This is a genomic window from Endozoicomonas sp. (assembly GCF_051008435.1).
Classification (GTDB): domain Bacteria; phylum Pseudomonadota; class Gammaproteobacteria; order Pseudomonadales; family Endozoicomonadaceae; genus Endozoicomonas_A.
The window spans coordinates 1-20771 of the sequence record NZ_JBPCXO010000400.1 but is presented as its reverse complement, the minus strand read 5'-3'; the positions used below and the strand labels follow the sequence as shown (position 1 = coordinate 20771).

Annotated in this window: 19 protein-coding genes and 1 pseudogene; 10 read left to right on the top strand and 10 right to left on the bottom strand. The window is 48.6% G+C overall.

Annotated features, from left to right (window positions below; all coding sequences use genetic code 11):
• The 4 genes and pseudogenes from ACR2PX_RS20415 to phnR form a co-directional block, all read right to left on the bottom strand.
• A pseudogene (locus ACR2PX_RS20415) lies at positions 1-476 on the bottom strand (hypothetical protein); the annotation flags it as partial.
• Between the two features lie 13 nt (positions 477-489).
• The gene (locus ACR2PX_RS20410) at positions 490-1551 is read right to left on the bottom strand and encodes a putative 2-aminoethylphosphonate ABC transporter ATP-binding protein (RefSeq protein WP_434001203.1); all 1062 of its coding nucleotides are present in this window, start codon (positions 1549-1551) and stop codon (positions 490-492) included.
• An 87-nt stretch (positions 1552-1638) separates the two neighbouring features.
• Entirely contained in the window at positions 1639-2661 is a 1023-nt protein-coding gene (locus ACR2PX_RS20405) for a putative 2-aminoethylphosphonate ABC transporter substrate-binding protein (RefSeq protein ID WP_434001202.1), read from the bottom strand.
• Positions 2662-2818: 157 nt separating this feature from the next.
• A complete protein-coding gene (gene phnR / locus ACR2PX_RS20400) occupies positions 2819-3550 on the bottom strand; it encodes a phosphonate utilization transcriptional regulator PhnR (protein ID WP_434001201.1) in 732 nt (243 codons plus the stop codon).
• Positions 3551-3795: 245 nt separating this feature from the next.
• Here phnR and phnW point away from each other — a divergent pair, with 245 nt between their 5' ends.
• The 4 genes from phnW to ACR2PX_RS20380 are packed head-to-tail and all read left to right on the top strand — an operon-like array spanning position 3796 to position 8503.
• Complete coding sequence (gene phnW / locus ACR2PX_RS20395) at positions 3796-4950, top strand: 2-aminoethylphosphonate--pyruvate transaminase (protein ID WP_434001200.1); 1155 nt, start codon at positions 3796-3798, stop codon at positions 4948-4950.
• A 4-nt stretch (positions 4951-4954) separates the two neighbouring features.
• Positions 4955-6316, top strand: coding sequence for an aspartate aminotransferase family protein (locus ACR2PX_RS20390; protein WP_434001199.1), 1362 nt, complete (start codon positions 4955-4957; stop codon positions 6314-6316).
• A 57-nt stretch (positions 6317-6373) separates the two neighbouring features.
• Positions 6374-7084, top strand: a complete 711-nt coding sequence (locus ACR2PX_RS20385) for a redoxin domain-containing protein (RefSeq protein WP_434001198.1) — start codon at positions 6374-6376, stop codon at positions 7082-7084.
• Positions 7085-7144: 60 nt separating this feature from the next.
• Positions 7145-8503: an MBL fold metallo-hydrolase RNA specificity domain-containing protein gene (locus tag ACR2PX_RS20380; RefSeq protein ID WP_434001197.1), complete on the top strand. Its 1359-nt coding sequence runs from the start codon at positions 7145-7147 to the stop codon at positions 8501-8503.
• Here ACR2PX_RS20380 and ACR2PX_RS20375 read toward each other — a convergent pair.
• The 5 genes from ACR2PX_RS20375 to ACR2PX_RS20355 all read right to left on the bottom strand — a co-directional run bounded on the left by ACR2PX_RS20375 (position 8500) and on the right by ACR2PX_RS20355 (position 12461).
• Positions 8500-10011 (bottom strand): YifB family Mg chelatase-like AAA ATPase, encoded by a 1512-nt coding sequence (locus tag ACR2PX_RS20375; RefSeq protein ID WP_434001196.1) that lies wholly within the window; start codon positions 10009-10011, stop codon positions 8500-8502. The two genes, ACR2PX_RS20380 and ACR2PX_RS20375, sit on opposite strands and share 4 nt — an antisense overlap.
• A gap of 149 nt (positions 10012-10160) precedes the next feature.
• Positions 10161-10883, bottom strand: a complete 723-nt coding sequence (locus ACR2PX_RS20370) for a hypothetical protein (RefSeq protein WP_434001195.1) — start codon at positions 10881-10883, stop codon at positions 10161-10163.
• 68 nt (positions 10884-10951) lie between these two features.
• Positions 10952-11179 carry a hypothetical protein gene (locus ACR2PX_RS20365; RefSeq protein ID WP_434001194.1) on the bottom strand — a complete coding sequence of 76 codons (228 nt, stop codon included), beginning with the start codon at positions 11177-11179 and terminating at the stop codon, positions 10952-10954.
• A 116-nt stretch (positions 11180-11295) separates the two neighbouring features.
• The gene (locus ACR2PX_RS20360; protein WP_434001193.1) at positions 11296-11697 is read right to left on the bottom strand and encodes a hypothetical protein; all 402 of its coding nucleotides are present in this window, start codon (positions 11695-11697) and stop codon (positions 11296-11298) included.
• A gap of 500 nt (positions 11698-12197) precedes the next feature.
• Complete coding sequence (locus tag ACR2PX_RS20355; RefSeq protein ID WP_434001192.1) at positions 12198-12461, bottom strand: accessory factor UbiK family protein; 264 nt, start codon at positions 12459-12461, stop codon at positions 12198-12200.
• 537 nt (positions 12462-12998) lie between these two features.
• On the opposite strand from ACR2PX_RS20355, the gene glnK reads away from it, so the two are divergent.
• The 6 genes from glnK (at position 12999) to ACR2PX_RS20325 (ending at position 20528) form a co-directional block, all read left to right on the top strand.
• Entirely contained in the window at positions 12999-13337 is a 339-nt protein-coding gene (gene glnK / locus ACR2PX_RS20350; protein ID WP_434001191.1) for a P-II family nitrogen regulator, read from the top strand.
• 260 nt (positions 13338-13597) lie between these two features.
• Positions 13598-14848, top strand: coding sequence for an ammonium transporter (locus ACR2PX_RS20345; RefSeq protein WP_434001190.1), 1251 nt, complete (start codon positions 13598-13600; stop codon positions 14846-14848).
• Between the two features lie 249 nt (positions 14849-15097).
• Positions 15098-15838 (top strand): DUF6088 family protein, encoded by a 741-nt coding sequence (locus tag ACR2PX_RS20340; protein ID WP_434001188.1) that lies wholly within the window; start codon positions 15098-15100, stop codon positions 15836-15838.
• 87 nt (positions 15839-15925) lie between these two features.
• The gene (locus tag ACR2PX_RS20335; protein WP_434001187.1) at positions 15926-16945 is read left to right on the top strand and encodes a nucleotidyl transferase AbiEii/AbiGii toxin family protein; all 1020 of its coding nucleotides are present in this window, start codon (positions 15926-15928) and stop codon (positions 16943-16945) included.
• A gap of 146 nt (positions 16946-17091) precedes the next feature.
• Positions 17092-19185 (top strand): RecQ family ATP-dependent DNA helicase, encoded by a 2094-nt coding sequence (locus tag ACR2PX_RS20330; protein WP_434001186.1) that lies wholly within the window; start codon positions 17092-17094, stop codon positions 19183-19185.
• Positions 19185-20528, top strand: a complete 1344-nt coding sequence (locus ACR2PX_RS20325) for a DNA-processing protein DprA (RefSeq protein WP_434001185.1) — start codon at positions 19185-19187, stop codon at positions 20526-20528. The genes ACR2PX_RS20330 and ACR2PX_RS20325 overlap by 1 nt, the downstream gene beginning before the upstream one ends.
• A 31-nt stretch (positions 20529-20559) precedes the next feature.
• Here ACR2PX_RS20325 and ACR2PX_RS20320 read toward each other — a convergent pair.
• A partial coding sequence (locus ACR2PX_RS20320; protein WP_434001184.1) for a hypothetical protein occupies positions 20560-20771 on the bottom strand: 212 nt, incomplete at its 5' end.

The window sequence follows — 20771 nt, the reverse complement described above, 5'->3', positions numbered from 1 at the left end:
ATGGCTCTCTCCTTTGCTGTTCTCGGGATCAAAGTCAGTAAGGATAGACAAAAGAAAATGACGGGTATTTCCCATAGGTTGGAGGGCTGCACTGGGCAAAAAGTCGCCGCGAAGCGGCCTACCTTGAACATGGGCTTAAGAGGCATCCGGGTTCGGGTTAAACCGTAAGCAAACAGGAATGAAATACTGACGACAATGGTTGTTACAATGGTTCCGGCTTTCAGGGTATTGCCAATAGACTGGCTTAAAGCGGGGTTCCCCAGATATTCAGAAAAGTAATTAAGACCAACAAAAGTCCCGTTACTGTCCTGAACACTTCTTACCAGCATGGACAGCAGAGGGAGAAGCAGTGAAATAATCAGATAAAGGGCAACCACTGAGATAACCAGCCCGAGAATCAATCGATCCTTACTGATGGCGGGTCTGCTCAGAACGGGTGAGCTTGCTTCTACGGGGGTATGAGTAGAGATAGTCATATTCAATGCTGCCTCATGACGCTGCAGGGAAGACATGGATATGCTGTTCACTCAGGGAAAGTCGGTTCAGGCTTCCCGGTTTAAGTTCCAGGTCGGCCAGCTGGTGGATAGGTACGTCGACCTTGATCGGATGGTCACTGCTCCAGCCAACCGGGCTGCAGTCAGCGCGAACAAATGAGCCCTGAAATTCCAGACTTTCGATGCTCACCGGCAGTGCTGACTGACCTTCACTGAAGCTCAGGTCCTCCGGACGAATACCCAGAATGACCTTGCGTTCCGTTGAGTCCGCAACAGAAAGAGCAAGCGGCTGGTTGGCCAGAGTCATCTGGTCATGTTCGTTGATATGACCCTCAAGAAAGTTCATGGCACCGACAAATTCAGCAACAAATCGGGAAGCCGGATTCTGATAAATGTCTTGGGGGGTGCCTATCTGCTCAATGTGGCCGTGATTCATCACCACAATACGGTCGGCCATAGCCATGGCTTCTTCTTGATCATGAGTCACCATGATGGTGGTAATGCCCAGCCTTCTCTGAAGCTTGCAGATAGTGTCTCTCAATTTGACTCTGACTTTGGCATCCAGGGCAGACAGGGGTTCATCCAGCAATAACAAACCTGGAGATAGAGCCAGAGCCCGTGCCAGCGCTACCCGCTGCTGCTGACCTCCGGAAAGCTGGGAGGGGAATTTTGGGCCGGAATCAGGCAGGCCAATAATCTCGAGCCATTCATCGACATTTTTCTCTACTTCCCGTTTGGATTGGCCCTGGTTTCTCAGTCCAAAACCAATGTTTTCACAAACACTCAGGTTGGGAAACAGCGCATAGGATTGAAAGACAATGCCAAAATCCCTTTGCTCAGGCGGGAGTGCAGTAATGTGGGTGCCATCCTGCCAGATCTCACCCTGCTGACAGACTTCCAGCCCCGCAATCATTCTCAGAAGCGTTGTTTTCCCGCAACCGGAAGGGCCGAGAAAACAGATAAACTCACCTTTGTTGACGAAAAGCGAAATGTCTTTAAGGGCGGTGAAATCGCCAAAGCGTTTCCCCAGGTGATCGATGGTGAGAAAGGGTTGCATAGCATTAACTTCCTATAGCTCCAAACCTGACAGCCGCTTACTCTCCAAGGGAAAATAAGCGGCACATTCTGAATAACCAGAGAGATTTTATGACTTGGGTTCAGACTTATGGTCGAAGCGTTTGGACCACTCAGAAAGGACTTCCTTACGCTCACTGGCCATTTCACCAAAGTCCATATCGACCATGGCGCTTTCTACGTCCGGGTAGTTAGGTACTTCCTTGCTGACGTCTTTATGACCGACAACGGCATAAGCCTGAACGTATTGCTCATTGGCTTCCTGACTCAGAGACCAGTCAACCAGCTTTTTCGCTGCGGCGGCTTTGGGAGTCCCGGCTACCAGACCTACGGATTCGACATCCCAGCCAATACCGCCTTTAGGAAGAATCAGATCCAGTGGTGCGCCCTGGGTTTTCAACTGGGCACCACGAATGGCCTGAGAAATACCAATGGCGACTTCACCCATGGCTGCCTGAACGCAGGGTTTGGAACCTGAGTGAGTGTATTGGGCAATGTTGTTGTTCAGCTTGGCCATGTAAGCCCAGCCTTTGTCCTCACCCATGCTCTGCAGCCAGGCGGAAACCTGCATATAGCCGGTGCCTGAAGAGGCCGGGTTAGGCATGGCAATCTGGCCGCGATAAACCGGGTCGAGCAGGTCCTGCCAGGATTGAGGCTTAGGCAGGTTTTTGGCTTTGGCAACCGATTCGTTGTAGCAAACCACGTTGAAGAAAGCCTGATTACCAAACCAGGCTTTGGCGGCGTCCGGGTCAACCAGCTCTGCTTTGATTTCACCCAGACCTTTTGGCTTGTAGTTATCCAGTACACCTTCCTGTTTCAGCAAAGCCATGCTGGAACCTGCCAGGCCCCATACGACGTCTGCCCGGTTGTTGTTTTTTTCTGCCAGCAGCTTGGCGGTCATGATGCCGGTAGAATCCCGCACCCACTTGATCCGGACATCCGGGTTTTCCTGCTCAAAGGCTTTTTTGTAACGGGTCAGAAGATCTGACTCGAAAGCGGTGTAAACCGTCAGTTCTACAGGTGACTCGGCGAACGCTGAAGCACTAAAAATTGAGGTTGCTGCAAGGGCCAGGGCTGTTAGACGCTTTTTCATGGGGCTCTCTCCAGTCAGGCGAAATGTTTAATCTGGTTTAGACCAGATTGGATAACAAGATCCTACGAGAGAGAGATGACCGAAATGTGACAACGGTTTTTCGAGTTGATGAAATTATTTCAATGGTTAATGTTGAGTTTATTTTTTCAGGCCGGCATCAGTTGATATCGGTTTCGGCCTTGATGACTACCGCATCCTGTCGCCAGTATTCAAAGTCACAGTCAATCAGCACTCCAGACCGGTCATAGTTGGTCCGTTCAATCAGAAGACCCGAGCTGCCTGAGGTCACTTTAAGGTGTGAGGAAGCTTCAGCATTCAGGCCCACCGGATACAAACTGAAGCTGACTCGCCCATACTGGCGCTGATAATGCTCCTGATAAACATCAGACAATGATCGTGCAAGGTCATGCTCAAGCAGGTTTGGGAAGTAAGCAGGATTAATGTAGTTTTCAACGTATAGAACCGTTCGCCCATCAACAGAGCGCAGCCTTTGCAGCCGGTATACAGGAGACAAAGGCGGGATCTTCAGCAGCTTCTGAACCCGTGCCGTGGCAGGTACCCGATCTGCATGAATTAGCCGGGTCTCAGGCACTCTTCCCTGTTCAGTAGCAATGGTATGAAAGTTGGAGCTCACTGTCGGGTCGTAGATCACTCTTTCCGGAGAAACGAACCAGCCCCGGCGATCTTCACGGTAGACGAGTCCATCGGCTTCCATAGACGACAGTGATTCTCTAAGGGTGATTCTGGTGGTACCAAACCTTTCACTGAGCAACCGTTCAGATGGCAGCTTGCTGCCCGGCTGCAGGGCACGACTCTCAATCTGTTCGTTAAGTGCGGCTCGGATGATCTGATACTGGTTTTTTCCCTGTCCCATTAAACGCTTACTCAAATAGGCTGTTTCAGTTGGTATAGACCATTTTAACCTGCCTTTATGACAATGAAACGTCTGTGGTTCTCAAATGGCTGAATGAATTTATGGCCACTGACATTTCAAAGCCTAAAATCGAAACAGGCAATATGAAGTTTTTATGAAGAATGTCGGGAAGGTATTTACAGAAAATAGTGTGCCCTTCATGATTTTGTGTAAATTGGTATAGACCAGATTATTGATGTTTCTGTTTCAACAGGTGTCTCATGAAAGCCGTGCCTAAAGCGAACCAAAAGCCAACTGTTAAAGAAAAGAACCTGGAAAACCCCTATCTCCTGCTGACTCCGGGGCCGCTCTCAACCTCTGCCGGTGTCCGCGAAGCGATGCTGCGTGACTGGTGTACCTGGGATGATGATTACAACCTGGGTGTGGTTGAAGAGATCCGGAGCCAACTGATCAGGCTGGCCTCGGATACTGAGGATTATACAGCCGTGCTTATGCAGGGCAGTGGTACTGCCTCGGTAGAAGCCACAATCGGGTCAGTGATTTCAGATGAAGGCAAACTGCTGGTGGTCGACAATGGTGCTTACGGTGCCCGTATTGCTCAGATTGCCGAGTATCTGCACATCCCTCATACGGTTCTGAATTGTGGTGAGATCAAGCCGCCGACGCCTGATGAAGTCGAGCAAAGGTTGCTTGAAGACAAATCGATTACTCATGTCGCTATCGTGCATTGCGAAACTACAACCGGGATGCTGAATCCTATTGAAACCATTGCAGCCGTGGTCAAGAAACACGACTGTGTGCTAATTGTGGATGCCATGAGCAGCTTTGGTGGCATTCCGATTGATTTGGCTGGACTGGGCATTGATTTTCTGATCAGTTCAGCCAACAAGTGTCTTCAGGGGGTGCCTGGTTTTGGCTATGTTATAGCTCGCCGAAGTGTTTTGTCCCAATGCCAGGGGCAGGCCCGCTCACTGTCTCTGGATCTGTATGATCAGTGGCAATGTATGGAAAAGAATAAGGGCAAGTGGCGTTTTACTTCTCCAACCCATACGGTGAGGGCTTTTCATCAGGCTCTGACAGAGCTGGATGAAGAAGGAGGGATTGTGGCCCGCCATAAGCGCTATTCAAGCAATCAGAGCCTGCTGGTTCAGGGTATGAACGAGTTAGGGTTTCGATGTCTGTTACCTCATGAACTGCACTCGCCTTTCATTACCTCATTTTATTCTCCCGAACACCCTGATTATGATTTTCGCCGCTTTTATGAGCAGCTGAAAGCGCAGGGTTTTGTCATCTATCCCGGTAAAGTGTCCGATGCAGACTGTTTCAGAATTGGCAATATCGGGGACGTGTATCCAGAAGACATGAGTCGATTAATTAAAGCGGTTTCTGAAAGCATGTACTGGCAGGAACGCTGAGATCATGGAAGAGCAAAAGAACTTTCTGCACTCGGAAGGTGATATCAATACCACTGCAGAACGAACGCGTTGGCAGAGCCAGTTGGATCATCCCCAGACGGAAGAGATGTTGGGAGAAGATGCTCGTTACTTCTTGCATCAATCCATGTCCACACCCTGTCTGGATGTTCTGGAAAAAGCCGATGGCATTTATATCGAAGATGCCCGAGGGCATCGCTACATGGACTTTCATGGCAACAATGTCCATCAGTTGGGTTATAGTCATCCCCATGTCGTGCAAAGCATAAAGAATCAGCTGGATACACTGCCTTTTTCACCCAGACGTTTTACCAATCAGGTAGCGATCGACTGTGCCAGAAAGCTGGGAGAAATCTGTGGTGAGGATTTGAACCGGGTGCTGTTTGCACCGGGTGGAACCTCAGTGGTTGGAATGGCGCTCAAGCTGGCCAGAGTGGTGACAGGCAGTCATAAGGTAATTTCCCTGTGGGACTCTTTTCATGGGGCTTCACTGGATGCCATTGGTGTCGGGGGAGAAGCCTGTTTTCGGGAAAATATGGGGCCACTGACACCTGGAGTAGAACGTATTCCACCGGCTGTCAGTTATCGTGGAGTCTGGCCCAGAGAAGATGGCAGTGATGTCCATTACGCTGACTATCTGGAATACGTCATTGAGAAAGAAGGTGGCGTAGGGGCATTTATCGCGGAAACCGTTCGAAACACCGATGTGCAGGTGCCCAGTCAGGCCTATTGGCAAAGAGTTCGGGAAATCTGTGACAAGCACAATGTTTTGCTGATCATTGATGAGATTCCCAATGGTATGGGACGCAGTGGCGAATGGTTCACCTATCAGAAATACGGCATTACCCCGGATATCCTGTGCATAGGCAAAGGTCTGGGAGGTGGCATAGTGCCCATGGCGGCCATGATCACCCGTGACCGGTTCAATGTGGCGCAATCTATTTCGCTGGGGCACTACACCCATGAGAAAAGTCCTGTGGGTTGTGCAGCGGCACTGGCTACCATGGAAGCTATCGAGCAGGATCATTTACTTGAAAAGGTTAAAGCGGACGAAGCGTATGTTCGTGATCGTCTGGAAGACATGAAGTCCAGATATGAACTGATTGGCGATGTCAGAGGGGTGGGTTTGCTCTGGGGAGTGGAGTTGGTCAAGAGTCGTCAGTCTAAAGAACGGGCAACTCAAGAGGCAGAAAAAATACTCTACCGCTGTCTTGAGTTGGGCCTGAGTTTTAAAGTTTCACAGGGCAATGTTTTGCAATTAAGCCCGCCTCTGATTATTGATCGGAGTGAACTGATCCGGGCTCTGGATAAAGTTGAACAGGCTATTTCTGAAATAAGCGCTGGCTGATCATTTATCTGCTAAACCTTACAGGGTGTGAAAACATCTTCGCCCTGTGAGGTGGTAATGAAGTACGCTCCTCTCTTTTTTGCAGCCCTGATGCCTGTTATAGCCAGTGCTGTACCTCTGCCAGAAACCATGGCCCCTGATTTTGAAACCACTGCCGTATTACCTGATAAGGATAAGCCTGAAGGGCGAATTGTGGACGACTTCAAGTTATCCAGTCTGCTGGGAAAGAGCCGTGTTCTACTCATCAGTTACCCTAAAAACTGTACCTTTATTTGTCCTACCGAGCTGATTGCTATCAAGAACAAATTGGATCAATTTCATGAGTTGGGTTATGAGGTGCTGGTGCTTTCCACCGACGAAGCGGACATGACCAAAGACAAGGAGGCGTCCCATCAGGCATGGCGACTGAAACCGGATAAATCAGGCGAAGGCAGTGCAGATACTCCGATTGGAATCGGCAGTGCTGACTTCATCATGCTCTCGGATCCAAAGGGCAAAATACTGAAGCAGTACGGTATAGAAAATGAAGACGGAATGGCATTCAGAGCAACTTTTTATATTGGTATTGATGGTAAAGTAAGAATCTCGGATGTTCAGAGCAACAGCATTGGCCGGGATGTCGATGAAATTCTGAGAAAGGCGGCCGCTCTCAAGTTTGTTGAAGAGAATGAAGGTCTGGTCACGCCGGAAGGTTGGCAGCCAGGAGATTCAGGTATGAAACCAGATCATCAGGGAGTGAGAAAGCAACTTAAAAATAAAGGGCAGTAGTCAGTTATCACTGATGAAATCGCTATCTTGGCCTTTGGATAGATAATAAGGGAGTGGGCAATGGAACTTCAGTTTCTGGGTGCTGCAGGCACCGTCACCGGTTCAAAATATCTGGTGGAATCCGAAGGCAAGAAAATCCTGGTGGACTGCGGTCTGTATCAGGGCATTAAACATTATCGGCAGATGAACTGGCAGCCATTGCCTGTCGCTCCTTCTGATCTGGATGCTGTGGTATTGACTCATGCCCACCTTGATCACAGCGGTTATCTGCCCCTGCTGGTGAAGGATGGTTTTCATGGGCCTGTTTATGCAACACCAGGGACCTGTGAACTGGCCAAAATTCTTCTGCCGGACTCCGGTTTTTTACAGGAGGAGGATGCCAAGCATGCGGCACGCTATGGTTACTCCAAACACAATCCGCCCCAACCCCTATACACTGAGCAGGACGCGCTGAAAGCACTGAAGCAGCTTAAGCCCTGCGTGTTTGAAGAGATTAATCAGATATTTCCCGAGCTGACGATTCGTTTCAGACCGGCGGGCCACATTCTGGGGGCTGCCTGTGTAGAAGTGTTTGATGGTCATCGCATGCTGGTGTTTTCAGGAGACATCGGGAGACCTGACGATCTGATCATGTATCCACCAGAATCCCTCAAACGTGCTGACTTTCTGGTTGTAGAGTCTACCTACGGTGATCGCGAACATGTGAACCAGGATCCGGAAGAAGCTCTGGCAAGACTCATTACTGAGACCGCTGCTGCTGCTGGCTCTGTATTGATACCGGCTTTTGCCGTGGGTCGTGCCCAGATGATGCTTCACTTGCTTGAGAAGCTGAAGTCTGCCCAGCGAATTCCCAACCTGCCTGTCTATCTCAATAGCCCCATGGCTATCAAAGCCACGGAAGTCTTCCATCGATTCCATGAAAGGCATCGTTTAACGGAGGACGACTGCCGACGTATTGATGAGATGACCCACTACGTTAAAACGGTGGAAGAGTCCAAGGCGCTGGCAGCGCAGAACTTTCCCAGCATTATCGTTTCAGCCAGTGGCATGGCCAGTGGTGGCCGCGTCTTGCATCATCTCAAACATATGCTGCCCAACCATCGTAATACGGTCATTTTTGCTGGTTATCAGGCTATGGGAACGAGGGGAGAAAAACTGATTCACGGAGCCGACACGGTGAAAATTCATGGACAGGATTTCCCGGTGAAAGCAAAAATCAGGCACTTCGATAATTTCTCTGCCCATGCCGATGGCAAACAAATTGTGGACTGGCTGAGAAGTATCAAAACCCCGCCAAAGCAGGTGTTTGTCACTCATGGTGAAGTGGAGTCTGCCAATGCCATGGCGCAGAAGATACACTCTGAGCTGGGTTGGTCAGCAGAAGTGCCAGAGCTGTTTGATAAAGTGGAGCTGGGTTAGCCTGGCTCTCGATCCAGCTTTCGGTAATGAACCGCTTCAGCAAGATGTTTTTGCAGAATGCTTTTCTCCTCATCCAGGTCCGCCAGGGTTCTGGCCACTCTCAGTATTCGATGCACGGCTCTGGCTGAATAACCCAGCTTGTCGCAAAGCCGAGTCATAAAAGCCTGTTTCTGCTTATCCAATGGGCAGAATTCATCCATTTCTCTGGCTGATAGTCGGGCGTTGGGTTTCCCTTGTCTCTGTTGCTGGAGAGATCTTGCCCGAATAACCTGATGGCGGATATTTTTAGATGAAAAGCGGTCGTCTTCCGGCTGACTCTTAAATAATTGTTCTGTCTTTTGGCTGGCGACTTCTATCTGCAGATCAATACGATCCAGCAAAGGGCCAGACAGTTTTCTTTTATAGCGTCTGATCTGCTCTGCGGAGCACTGGCAGGCTTTCTGGGGGTCACCCAGATAACCACAGGGACAGGGGTTCATGGCGGCGATCAGCTGAAATCCTGCCGGGAAGCTGGCCTGGCCTTTTGAGCGAGAAATAACCACTTCGCCGGTTTCCAGCGGCTCTCTCAACACTTCCAAAGCTACTTTTTGAAACTCTGGCAGCTCATCCAGAAACAGGACGCCATTGTGAGCATAAGAAATTTCACCCGGTCTGGGTTGGCTGCCGCCACCCACAAGCGCAACGGCAGAAGCGGTATGGTGTGGATTGCGAAAGGGTCGCTGCTTCCATGAAGGAGAGTGACTGTAGGAAGACAAAGTATGTATAGCTGCAACTTCCAATGCCTCATGATCATCCATCTCTGGAAGAATACCGGGCAGGCGACTGGCCAGCATGGTTTTACCGGTTCCCGGAGGGCCGAAGAAGATCAGGTGATGGCCGCCAGCTGCAGCGGTCATCAGGCCCCGTTTTGCCTGCTGTTGTCCTTTTACATCCAGTAGATCTGGGTAAACGGCAGGTGTCTCATCTCTGCTGCAACTAGCTTCTGATAGTTTTTCATTACCCGTGAGGTGAGAACAGACTCTGAGCAGATCTGTGGCTCCCAGGACTTTTGCACCGGGGCACAGGGCGGCAGCTTCGGCATTCTTGTCAGGTAGAATCAGTGTGTGAGAGGCTTCACTGCAGGCAATGGATGCTGGTAGAGAGCCAGTAATGGGCCTCAGTGCTCCTGACAGAGCAAGCTCTCCAAGAAACTCGTAGCCTGTTAAGGATTCTGGTGAAAGCTGACCCGATGCAGCGAGGATACCCAGGGCTATTGGCAGGTCAAAGCGACCTCCTTCTTTGGGAAGGTCAGCTGGTGCCAGGTTGACGGTCATTCGGGAGACCGGAAACTCAAAGCCACTGTTCAGAATGGCACTTCTTACCCTGTCCTTGCTCTCGCGAACAGCGGCTTCCGGAAGACCAACCATATTTAATGCGGGCAAACCTGCCGACAGGTGAACTTCAACCGATACCGTAGGTGCTTCCAGCCCGGTCTTGGCGCGGGTTTGAACAACTGCTAACCGCGACATAAAAACTACCTTCTTTTTGTACTTGGGTTCTTATTTTTCAGGTACTCGTGAGTAGAGTATCTCTATAAAGCGAAGGTTGAGGATAGCAGTGATTCAGAGAGGTGTTGGCTGGAGTGGTCGGCCAGCATGGGAACTGGCCGGTACAGGGATCAGTTGACGATCTTCCAGGAACCGTCTTCCTGAAGACAGGCCTGGCCCCAGGCATCTTCGGTCTTTCCGCCAACGGTAATGGACTGTTGGAATTCACGGCAGACCAAACCACTGGAGGCGCTTTTGCCCTCTTTGGTGGTGACTACATAACCAGAGGCATCATCTTCTTCCCAGGTGATCTTTTCACCTACTGGCGCTGTAGTGGCCTTGATCTGGGCTTCCTCATGAGCACGTTGTGCGGCTTCATTAATGTTGTCGAGAATTTTGAGAGTAATGGCAGTAAATGCCAGCCATTTGAAGGCGTCATTATCATTGCTGTAATGGCCATACCCGTAGTAAGAGTGGCCAAAGGTTCTGACAACGACAACATTATTTCTGAGAACCCTTTTTCTGGGGGCTACAACATTCAGATTCTTTTTTACAACTTTTGGACCACCCCAGCGATCATCGCGGCGGTCGTCTCGGTTGTCCTGACGATCATCCCTGCGATCATCCCTGCGATCATCCCTGCGATCATCCCGGTTATCCAGACGGTCGTCCTGGCGATCATCCCGGTTATCCTGACGATCGTCATGGCGATCTTCACGGTTGTCCTGACGGTCATCGCGACGGTCTTCGCGGACTTCGCCCCGATCATTATCTCCCCATCCGGCATGGACCAGTGTAGAGACCGGTGAAAAGGTAGCGAGTAAAATTAAAAACGTGAACAGTCGTTTTATCATATGGGTTCTCTCTAAAGAGGCCTGAAGCTATTGGGCTCCAGACCTTGAAGATCTTCAGACGGGCTGCATTACCAGTTGTCCCTTCTGTCATCTCTTCGATCTTCACGGTTGTCTTGTCGATCATCTCTGCGATCTTCACGGTCATCCTGGCGATCATCTCTACGGTCTTCGCGATCGTCCTGACGATCATCCCGCCGATCTTCTCTTCTATCGTGTCCAGGTAGTGCATGAGCCAGATTTGCCAGTGGGGCAATGGCTACATACGACAGCAGAGCAGTGCAGAGAAACTTCTTCATTCTTTATCGACTCGGTATCAAATAGCCCTTTGGGGCTTTGGAACTCAGTACATTCTTATTGATGTATGAAGAATAGCCTGGATTTCAGTCAGACTGTTCTTAAAGAAGCCTGTTGATCAGGCTGCTTTACCCCAGAGCAGTACGCTGGCCTGTACGCGTCCGGTACCTTCGGTGTCGTAGTAGAATCTTACTTTTTCAATGGCTCTTGCCTTACCAGGCAGATCGATCACACGGGAGCTTCCGCCTTTTCTGATTTTGCTGCGCAAGGCAACTTCACGGTTCTGGCCATTCTTGTAGTGAACAACCACTTTGTTGAAATCAACGTCAGCGCCTTTGACTTTGAATTGAATACGCTTGAAAACGCCGTCTCTCAGGCCAACGCGGATGGTGTCTACTTCTGCACGACGGCTGACTTTTCTTTCGCCCAGCAGTTCCCAACCACTGGCAAGAGCTGGCTGCATAAAACCAGACATGATCATGGTGACGAGCAGAGTAAAAATTGAAAGCGAGCGTTTCATAGTGATGGTTCTCCTGAGATTCTCACTATTTGTCCTTTAGGCCAGGCTATGTTGAAGGGACCTGGTAAGTGCAATTGCGCCTTTTTGAGGCGATTATCTTAATTTGCAGCGCAATGCTATAGCGAAGGAGGGAGTTGCTCTATAGGGATAATTACCAAGAGAATTAATCATTAATCTTATTTAAGTCATTGATCCTATTGGTTATTTTTTGAAATTAAAACTGTCAATAGAAAGTAAAAGTGGCGATGGATGTCTCATAGAAAAGCGGCCAACCATCGAAATGCCATCATCAAAACAATACTGCAGAGCGCTAAGTCCTAGTACTTATGGCAGTCACAGGAATGAATGTCCCTTCATGTCACAAGAAAAAGCATGGGAAAAGTGAGTCCTTTATAAAAGACTTTCTGCGTAGAAAAGTGATGAATCTGCAGAGTGTTTGTGGCGAGGAAGTTTTTGACACGAAGGGTAAGCCGCCCCTTCAAACAGAGCGGCTAATAAAATCAGCAGCAGGAGTCAGGCTGTTCTGTTTTCTCCATTTCGGCCACTTTTTTCTCAAGGGCTTCAAGTCTTTCACGGGTGTGTTTTAGTACGGCTACCTGTGCATCAAACTCATCACGAGTGACCAGTTCAAATTTGGCCAGGGCACTGCCCACCAGAGCTTTGATGTTGTGCTCAATATCTTCCCGGGTTTGGCTTTTCTGCCCACCGAGTACCTGACCCGCTTTGCCGGCAATACTACCGATAAGAGAGGCTTTATCGATCATCGATTATTCCTGCCATTGCTAAAACAGCCGCAAAGCCGCTGTGATTAAAAATTGGTGAGAATGATACCACAAACAGAAGATGAACCATTGCACTAAAAAAGTGCATTATTTGGGTGCAAGGAGCGATATGAGTGCGCTTTGTTGGTGCGGAGCAAGGATTTAGTGAACGGGTTTCCGATTTTTCAACTCTTTGAGCCCTGCTGACATACGCTTTGCAGAAATTGGCACAGAGACTGCATATAAGCCAACAAACTCAGTTGAGACGTAGGAGCCCGCCGGGCTTAAGTTCGAAAGACTCCTGGTCAGCTGATACTTAAGGAGGTTGTCGCAAAAGGTAGCGAGCGCAGGCGAGACAAGGCAAAAAATGACGGAAAAGCGGAGTTTACATTCAGTAAATGAGCATTTTGAGTCATTTTTTAACGACGTATCGGCAAGCGCAGCCCTTTTGCGACAGCCTCTAAGGCTGGGGGCGCCGATCACAATAATAATGTCCGGGCATTCCCTGCAGGCCAAAAGGCAACACTCAGGAGAGCTTTTATGAAGTTGGTATCAGCCATCATTAAGCCATTCAAACTGGACGACGTGCGAGAAGCTCTGTCCGAGATTGGTGTTCAGGGTATCACTGTCACCGAAGTTAAAGGGTTCGGTCGTCAGAAGGGGCATACAGAGCTCTATAGAGGCGCTGAGTATGTGGTCGATTTTCTGCCCAAGGTAAAGCTGGAAGTTGGTATTTCTGATGACCTGCTGGACCAAGTGATAGAGGCCGTTTCAAAAGCTGCGAATACAGGGAAAATTGGAGACGGAAAGATCTTCGTCACCTCACTGGAGCAGGCTATTCGGATCAGAACTGGGGAAACCGGCGAAGACGCCATCTGATGAACTGAGGACAAGAGTTCATCAGCCATGAGCCTGAAATGTCTGGAGACATTTCTAAAAGATATGGAAGTTCATGGTTCTCAGAGTACATGCACAACAATAAATAAGGTTTGTCGTTTAGTTCAGGAACAAGTCGAAAACTACTGAACGCGACATCCGAAAAATAAAAATAGCTAATACGGAAACAGTCCCCGAAACACAGAGGTCTGTTTCCTTAGCAAAAGACTACTAATCTGCTGAACCTTCTTTGGAGGAGCCCTGTGGAAAATCTGGCTCAAGTGTCGTACGCACTCGACACTTTCTACTTTCTGATGTCCGGTGCGCTGGTAATGTGGATGGCAGCAGGTTTTGCCATGCTCGAAGCTGGCCTGGTCCGTTCTAAAAACACCGTTGAGATTCTCACTAAAAACATCGCCCTGTTTGCGATTGCCTGTACCATGTATCTGCTTTGCGGATACGCGATTATGTATCCAGGGGCTAACGAAGGCGGCATTCTGCCTGTCCTTGGCTCTTTGATCGGCACTGAAAATTCGGTTGAAGCTGTGACGGCCGGTGGTGATGATGCGCCTTATTATTCTGCGCGTTCTGACTTCTTCTTCCAGGTTGTCTTTGTAGCCACTGCAATGTCCATCGTTTCCGGTGCGGTTGCAGAGCGTATGAAGCTCTGGTCTTTCCTGTTGTTCGCAGTCTTCATGACTGGCTTCATCTACCCGGTACAGGGTTTCTGGAAGTGGGGTGGTGGTTTCCTGAACGAAGCTAACTTCCAGGACTTCGCAGGTTCCGGTGTGGTTCACATGGCCGGTGCTGCTGCCGCTCTGGCAGGTGTTCTGCTGCTGGGTGCCCGTAAAGGTAAATACGGTAAAAACGGCGCTGTGAATGCGATCCCCGGTGCTAACCTGCCAATGGCGACTCTGGGTACCTTTATCCTGTGGCTGGGCTGGTTTGGCTTTAACGGTGGTTCTCAGCTGAAACTGTCTGACGTTGAAAATGCGAACGCTGTCGCTCAGATCTTTGTAAACACGAATGCCGGTGCGGCGGGTGGTGTTATTGCCGCGTTGATCGTAGCTCGCATCCTGTTCGGCAAGGCTGATCTGACTATGGCTCTGAACGGTGCTCTGGCCGGTCTGGTATCCATCACGGCTGAACCTCTGACGCCAAGTGCTGTATCTGCCACTCTGATCGGTGGTGTGGGTGGCTCTCTGGTAGTCTTCGCCATTCTGGCTCTGGACAAGCTGCGCATTGACGATCCAGTGGGTGCTATCTCTGTCCACGGTGTAGTCGGTATCTGGGGTCTGCTGGCCGTACCTCTGACCAATGACGGTGCCACCTTCAGCGCTCAGTTGCTGGGTATTGTCTCCATCTTCGCATGGGTATTCTTCGCTTCCCTGATTGTCTGGGGTGCCATCAAGCTGATCATCGGCCTGCGCATCACTGAGGAAGAAGAGTATGAAGGTGCTGACCTGACTGAATGCGGTATGGAAGCTTATCCTGAATTTACTGGTAAACAATAATAAAAAGTAAATCGGGTGGATAGAAAGGGCGCTTCGGCGCCCTTTTTTAATAGATCCAATATTTACACAAATGAAGTGAAGAATCTGGCTTTGAATGTTTATTATTGCGCAAATAACAAAAAAATATATTCAATTAAAACAATTGGTTGAATCTGTATTTGTGGATTCAAAGGTGGTGTTTACTTCACATATAGGAACTGTGGCGCTATTATTTACTCAAATAAGTAACTCAATTATCCAGGTGTCATCATGAGCATCACACAAAAAGTTAATAAAAGGATCAGTCGCTGGCCTGACTTTAAGGTGTTCAGGTTGCAGGATTTTGACGACTATCAAGATAATCCAAAGGCCGTCTCTGAAGCGCTTTCCAGACAAGTGAAGCAAGAAAAGATCGTCCGGTTTTCAAAAGGGCGCTTTTACAAGCCTAAGGCTACCCGTTATGGCAATGTTCGCCCTGGGCAGGAAACTCTTGTCGAGGCTTTTCTGTTTAGATCAAATAACAAAAGAAAAGAACGAGTGGCATACATAACAGGTGCTTCTCTCTTTTATGAGTGGGGCTTGACCACTCAGATTCCTGCCCGCATCCAAATTGCCAGCACAGAAAGCGCTTTCAAGCAGGATATCAAAGGCGTTCGAATCAGTGCCAAGAAGTCTGATGTTGATAAACTCAATGACAGGCGTGCTTTAGTGTTGCAGATACTTGACGTCATGAAGAGTTTTAAAACCATCCCTGACGCCAGTCCTGAAAATATTATCAGAGTATTAAAGCGTTACATCGGAACATTTGATGATGTGTCAACCCGCGATGCAGAGCGCTTGGCTCAAAAATACTACAGACCTTCTGTACAAGCGTTTTTAGGAGCGCTACTAGAAGATACCCTGAACTACGAAAGCAAGAAGCTAAAGGACAACTTGAGCCCTCTTAGCCAATATAAACTGGGCATAGAAGAGGAGCTTTTGAGCAACACAGAAAAATGGCAACTCCATTAATGCGTGACGGATAGCCACTCAGTCACAGATCGTGCCTTTTTCTTGAAACGTCAGATTTCTTTCTCTCCCTATCCAGAAGAATCATAAATGCAACTCCATACGAATCATGAACTCTTTACAGACCTCATTAAGTTAACAGCCGATCATCTGAAGATACCTGATGTATTCGTAGAGAAAGATTACTGGGTCACAACCATTCTTAAAAATATCGCAGAGTCTGAGTTCAAAGACTGCGTGGTATTTAAAGGCGGCACCAGCCTTAGCAAAGCCTATGGCTTGATCTCACGCTTCTCCGAAGATGTAGGCTTGGCCTTACTTTGTGAAACCGGGTTGAGCGGTGGTCAAAGAAAGAAAAAACTCAAAAGCATAGAAAACGCTGCCACTTCTGGTTTTACAGGTGCCAATGGTCAAGCTGTAGAAAGCGGACGAGAGAAGGAGAGCAAAGGTTCAAAATATCGGAAAACCTGGTGGGCTTATGATCGCCTTTCTCTGGACGGCGAGTTTGGGCAGGCACACCCGTTGCTACTGCTGGAGATTAACTCCTTTGCTGACCCCAACCCTCATAGTCCAATGAGCCTTCAGTCGTTTATAGGTGACTTTCTGGCCGCACAGGGTGATGAAGAGGCTATTGAGGAATACGTCCTTGAACCCTTTGAAATCAATGTACTCTCTACCAAGAGAACCATGGCTGAAAAGATCATGGGGCTGTGCAGAGCTAGGCATCAATGTACTGCTGATGATTACTCAGAATTAGCCCAGAAAATCAGGCATGTTTACGATATACACCACTTGATGACGAAGGATGAGGATGTGAAGAATTTACTGCCAGCCGATGACTTCTTCACCATTCTGTCAGAAGTTCACAAGAATGATAAATCAGTCCATAACAAGTCAGCAGACTGGTGTGATGTCCGACTATCGGACCATGTGATTTTTTCGGACTTTTCCAAGGTGTGGCCACACCTTGAAAGTGTATGGAATGGCAACTTCAAGGTTCTGGTGCATGAGGAAACACTGCCAACCAAAGATGCTCTTACTGCATGCTTTGACACCCTGAGGCAACGCCTTTCTGACTACGATAACTGGCTGGAAAGCAATGCTTCATAATAGGTCATTGCTGTCCGGTTAAAAATCTATTTTTGCTTTTAGATGTCTGTTCTCCCTGACTTTAATAGATTAATCAGAAGAGGCGACAACTATGCTGACACGGGGGCTATGATCTATACAAATTAATCTCTCTTACTGGAGGCAATATGGAATACGATCAGGCTCAGGAGTTGCTCAGAACGGCACTCGACAATCCGGAGGCTGAGTTCAGGGATGGGCAATGGGAAGCAATAGATGCTCTGGTCAATCAGCGACAGAAGTTGCTGGTTGTTCAGCGCACTGGCTGGGGTAAAAGCTCAGTCTACTTTATCAGCACAAAAATCTTCCGTGATCGGGGGCGTGGCGTCACCATTATTATTTCCCCGCTGCTGGCATTGATGCGCAACCAGATTGACTCTGCAGCAAGGCTGGGGGTCGAAGCAGTCACTCTGAATTCAACCAATCGGGATGAATGGGAAACCATTAAAAACCGAATTCTTGCTAATCAGGTTGACTGCCTGCTGATTTCCCCTGAGCGACTGGCTAATGATGATTTTATCAATAATGTCCTGATGCCAGTCTCTGAAAATATCGGTTTGATGGTGGTTGATGAAGCACACTGTATTTCTGATTGGGGGCATGACTTCAGACCAGACTACCGTCGTATTATTAACATTCTTCAGCGCCTTCCTGCCAATACACCGGTATTAGGTACTACAGCCACTGCAAACAACCGTGTGGTCGATGATATTCAGAGTCAGCTCGGTGATATTGTGGTTCAGCGTGGCCCACTGATTCGTGACGGTTTGAGCCTGCAAACACTGGAACTGTCCGATCAGGCTTCACGGCTGGCCTGGCTGGCCCAGACGATTCCACAACTGAACGGCACTGGTATTGTTTATGTGCTGACCAAGCGGGATGCTGATCAGGTGGCTGACTGGCTGATTGAGCATGGTATTAATGCCAAAGCCTATTACAGCGGCGTCACTGATCCTGCTTTTGAAACCAGTGATGGTTATCGCCAGCATCTTGAAGACCAGCTGTTGAACAATCGACTTGATGTGCTGGTCGCTACTACCGCTTTAGGCATGGGGTACGACAAGCCTGATCTGGCTTTTGTTATACATTACCAGGCTCCGGGCTCTATTGTTGCCTATTACCAGCAGGTTGGCCGGGCTGGTCGTGGTATTGCTTCATCCACTGGAGTGTTGCTCAGTGGCCGGGAAGACCGGGATATTCACGAATACTTCCGTGGCTCCGCATTTCCCTCGGAAGACGAAGTTAATCAAATTCTGAATGCTCTGGATGATTCTGATGGCTTAACGGCCAGACAGCTGGAAGAGCATTCCAATGTCAGTAATGGACAGATCGAAAAGGTTCTGAAAATGCTGAGCATTGAAAACCCTGCACCGATCTTCAAAGATGGTCGAGTCTGGAAGCGTACAGCGAACCCGTTCTCAATGGATCATGATCGTATTGCCCATCTTACTCAGCAAAGAGAAAGTGAATGGCAGGAAGTTCAGGACTATATGTCAACGGACGTATGCCTGATGACCTTTCTCAGAAACGCACTGGATGATGGCAATCGTGAGCCCTGTGGTTGCTGCGCTAATTGTTTGGAACAGAACATCATTGCTACAGAAATCGAATCTGATATTGCTCATCAGGCAGCTGTATTTCTGAAGCAAGCCGAAGCGCCAATTAAACCCAACAAGCAAGCCGCGAAAGATGCTTTTGTGCTGTACGACTTCAGAACGAATATTCTACCCGCACTGCAAGCGCAAGTTGGCAGGGTGCTGTCTCGCTGGGGCGATGCAGGCTGGGGCTATATGGTGGCTGAAGACAAGCACAATGGTCACTTCAGAGATGAGTTGGTAACGGCTACAGCTGAGATGATTCGTGAACGCTGGAACCCAGAAGAGTTTCCAACCTGGGTTTGCTGCATTCCTTCACGTAATCACCCGGAACTGGTCCCAGGCTTTGCACGGCGACTGGCCGATGCACTGGAGCTTCCCTTTGTCGACGCCATCACAAAAAAAAGAGACAATAGTCTCCAAAAGCTGCAGCGAAACCGATATCAGCGCTGTCGTAATCTGGACGGGGCTTTTGCAGTCACTGAATGCTATTCAGGACCTGTTTTGCTGGTTGATGATATTGTGGACTCTGGCTGGACTTTCACTGTTGCAGCAGCCTTGTTACAACAGGCTAGCAGTGGAAAAGTATATCCAGTCGCTCTGGCCTCCACCTCAACAGGTGACTAATGAGTTTTTCAGAAAATACACAGGCAATTTTGCTGCTCAACACATACTTCTCAAAGCCTGAGAGAGGAGCAGCAAAACCTTTGACCCCCACGGAGTGGGGGCGCTTTGCGTTATGGCTGAAAGATCAGAAACTCTCACCTGCCCAACTCTTACAAAAGAACTTTTCTGAACTGCTGGTAGGCTGGCAGGACAAAAATATTACCTTTGACCGCATCAAAGCATTGCTTGAACGTGGTAATGCCATGGCTCTGGCTTTGGAGAAGTGGCAGAGAGCCGGTGTCTGGGTGATCACTCGCTCCGATGAATGCTATCCGAAGCGGTTAAAAGCACGGCTGGGTACTTTGGCTCCTCCCGTGTTTTTTGGCGTAGGCAATAAAGATCTTCTCAATCAGGGAGGCTTGGCTGTAGTGGGCTCCAGAAATGCTTCCCCCGTTGATTTGGCGTTTACTGATGCGATTGGAGCGAAGAGCGCTTCCAATGGAATCTGTATTGTTTCCGGTGGAGCCAGAGGGGTTGATGAAACCTCAATGCTGGGAGCTGTGAACGCACAGGGAACTTCAATCGGTGTAATGGCAGACAGCCTGCTGAAAGCCGCAATGGCTAAAAAATGGCGTAGCCACCTTGCCAGTAACAATCTGGTGCTGATCTCCCCATTTTATCCTGAAGCTGGCTTTAATGCGGGTAATGCCATGGCCCGTAATAAGTATGTCTATTGCATGGCTGATGGAGCACTGGTCGTGCATTCCGGTACTAAAGGTGGTACATGGAATGGTGCTCTGGAGAATCTGAAAAAAGGCTGGGTTCCATTATGGGTTAAGCCAACCGAAGACAGGGCTGCTGGAAATACAGAGATTGTTGGTCAGGGGGCTCAGTGGTGTAACAACAGTATTGATGAGATTGTTGTAGGTAATTTGCTTGTCAGGCAGCAGTCGCAGACATCACCTGCTCCAACTCTGGATCTTTGGGGTACTGAGGAGCTGCCTGTCTCAAAGAACAAAGTGGCAGAAACATATTCACTTGTTTCTACATTAAATAGTGAATTAAGGGAAAGTCAGCCAACTCTTATAGAGCAAGAGATAGAAGAGAAAGAAAACGCTCAGGATGAAATAATCATAGACCTGACTGCGGAAGAATATAAAGAACAGCATCTGGAGCCTCTTTATGAATACTTCCTCAAGCACCTACACCCTTTGTGCAGAAGTCCTATTGCATCTGAGGAAATATCTCAATCTCTCGGATTGCATAATAGCCAGGTCAAAGAGTGGTTGACCCGTGCAGTAGAAGATGGCGTTTTAGTAAAAAAAACACGACCTGTTCGTTATGAATGGAATAATCAAACGTAGTCAATTCAGTATGATCTGAAATATTTATAAATTAGTCATACTGAAGGAACTTTGGTTTAAAAGGCGATATTAGACTATTTCCTGAATCCGTGATTTCTTGATTAGAGAGAGGTTTCTCACCTCCTGAATGCATGAAACCTACAGAATAGGGTTTTGATTTTTTGCTATTCACCAAAGAAGGGTAAAACAGACGCAGAAGATCAATGCAGTTTAAATAATTCGGGGGAATTTCAGCTCTATTTC

Excerpts from the sequence above, each read along its gene's own strand:
- ACR2PX_RS20410 (WP_434001203.1), bottom strand. The coding sequence starts at position 1,551 with ATGCAACCCTTTCTCACCATCGATCACCTGGGGAAACGCTTTGGCGAT.
- ACR2PX_RS20405 (WP_434001202.1), bottom strand. The coding sequence starts at position 2,661 with ATGAAAAAGCGTCTAACAGCCCTGGCCCTTGCAGCAACCTCAATTTTT.
- phnW (WP_434001200.1), top strand. The coding sequence starts at position 3,796 with ATGAAAGCCGTGCCTAAAGCGAACCAAAAGCCAACTGTTAAAGAAAAG.
- ACR2PX_RS20390 (WP_434001199.1), top strand. The coding sequence starts at position 4,955 with ATGGAAGAGCAAAAGAACTTTCTGCACTCGGAAGGTGATATCAATACC.
- ACR2PX_RS20385 (WP_434001198.1), top strand. The coding sequence starts at position 6,374 with ATGAAGTACGCTCCTCTCTTTTTTGCAGCCCTGATGCCTGTTATAGCC.
- ACR2PX_RS20380 (WP_434001197.1), top strand. The coding sequence starts at position 7,145 with ATGGAACTTCAGTTTCTGGGTGCTGCAGGCACCGTCACCGGTTCAAAA.
- ACR2PX_RS20375 (WP_434001196.1), bottom strand. The coding sequence starts at position 10,011 with ATGTCGCGGTTAGCAGTTGTTCAAACCCGCGCCAAGACCGGGCTGGAA.
- ACR2PX_RS20370 (WP_434001195.1), bottom strand. The coding sequence starts at position 10,883 with ATGATAAAACGACTGTTCACGTTTTTAATTTTACTCGCTACCTTTTCA.
- ACR2PX_RS20365 (WP_434001194.1), bottom strand. The coding sequence starts at position 11,179 with ATGAAGAAGTTTCTCTGCACTGCTCTGCTGTCGTATGTAGCCATTGCC.
- ACR2PX_RS20360 (WP_434001193.1), bottom strand. The coding sequence starts at position 11,697 with ATGAAACGCTCGCTTTCAATTTTTACTCTGCTCGTCACCATGATCATG.
- ACR2PX_RS20355 (WP_434001192.1), bottom strand. The coding sequence starts at position 12,461 with ATGATCGATAAAGCCTCTCTTATCGGTAGTATTGCCGGCAAAGCGGGT.
- glnK (WP_434001191.1), top strand. The coding sequence starts at position 12,999 with ATGAAGTTGGTATCAGCCATCATTAAGCCATTCAAACTGGACGACGTG.
- ACR2PX_RS20340 (WP_434001188.1), top strand. The coding sequence starts at position 15,098 with ATGAGCATCACACAAAAAGTTAATAAAAGGATCAGTCGCTGGCCTGAC.
- ACR2PX_RS20335 (WP_434001187.1), top strand. The coding sequence starts at position 15,926 with ATGCAACTCCATACGAATCATGAACTCTTTACAGACCTCATTAAGTTA.
- ACR2PX_RS20330 (WP_434001186.1), top strand. The coding sequence starts at position 17,092 with ATGGAATACGATCAGGCTCAGGAGTTGCTCAGAACGGCACTCGACAAT.
- ACR2PX_RS20325 (WP_434001185.1), top strand. The coding sequence starts at position 19,185 with ATGAGTTTTTCAGAAAATACACAGGCAATTTTGCTGCTCAACACATAC.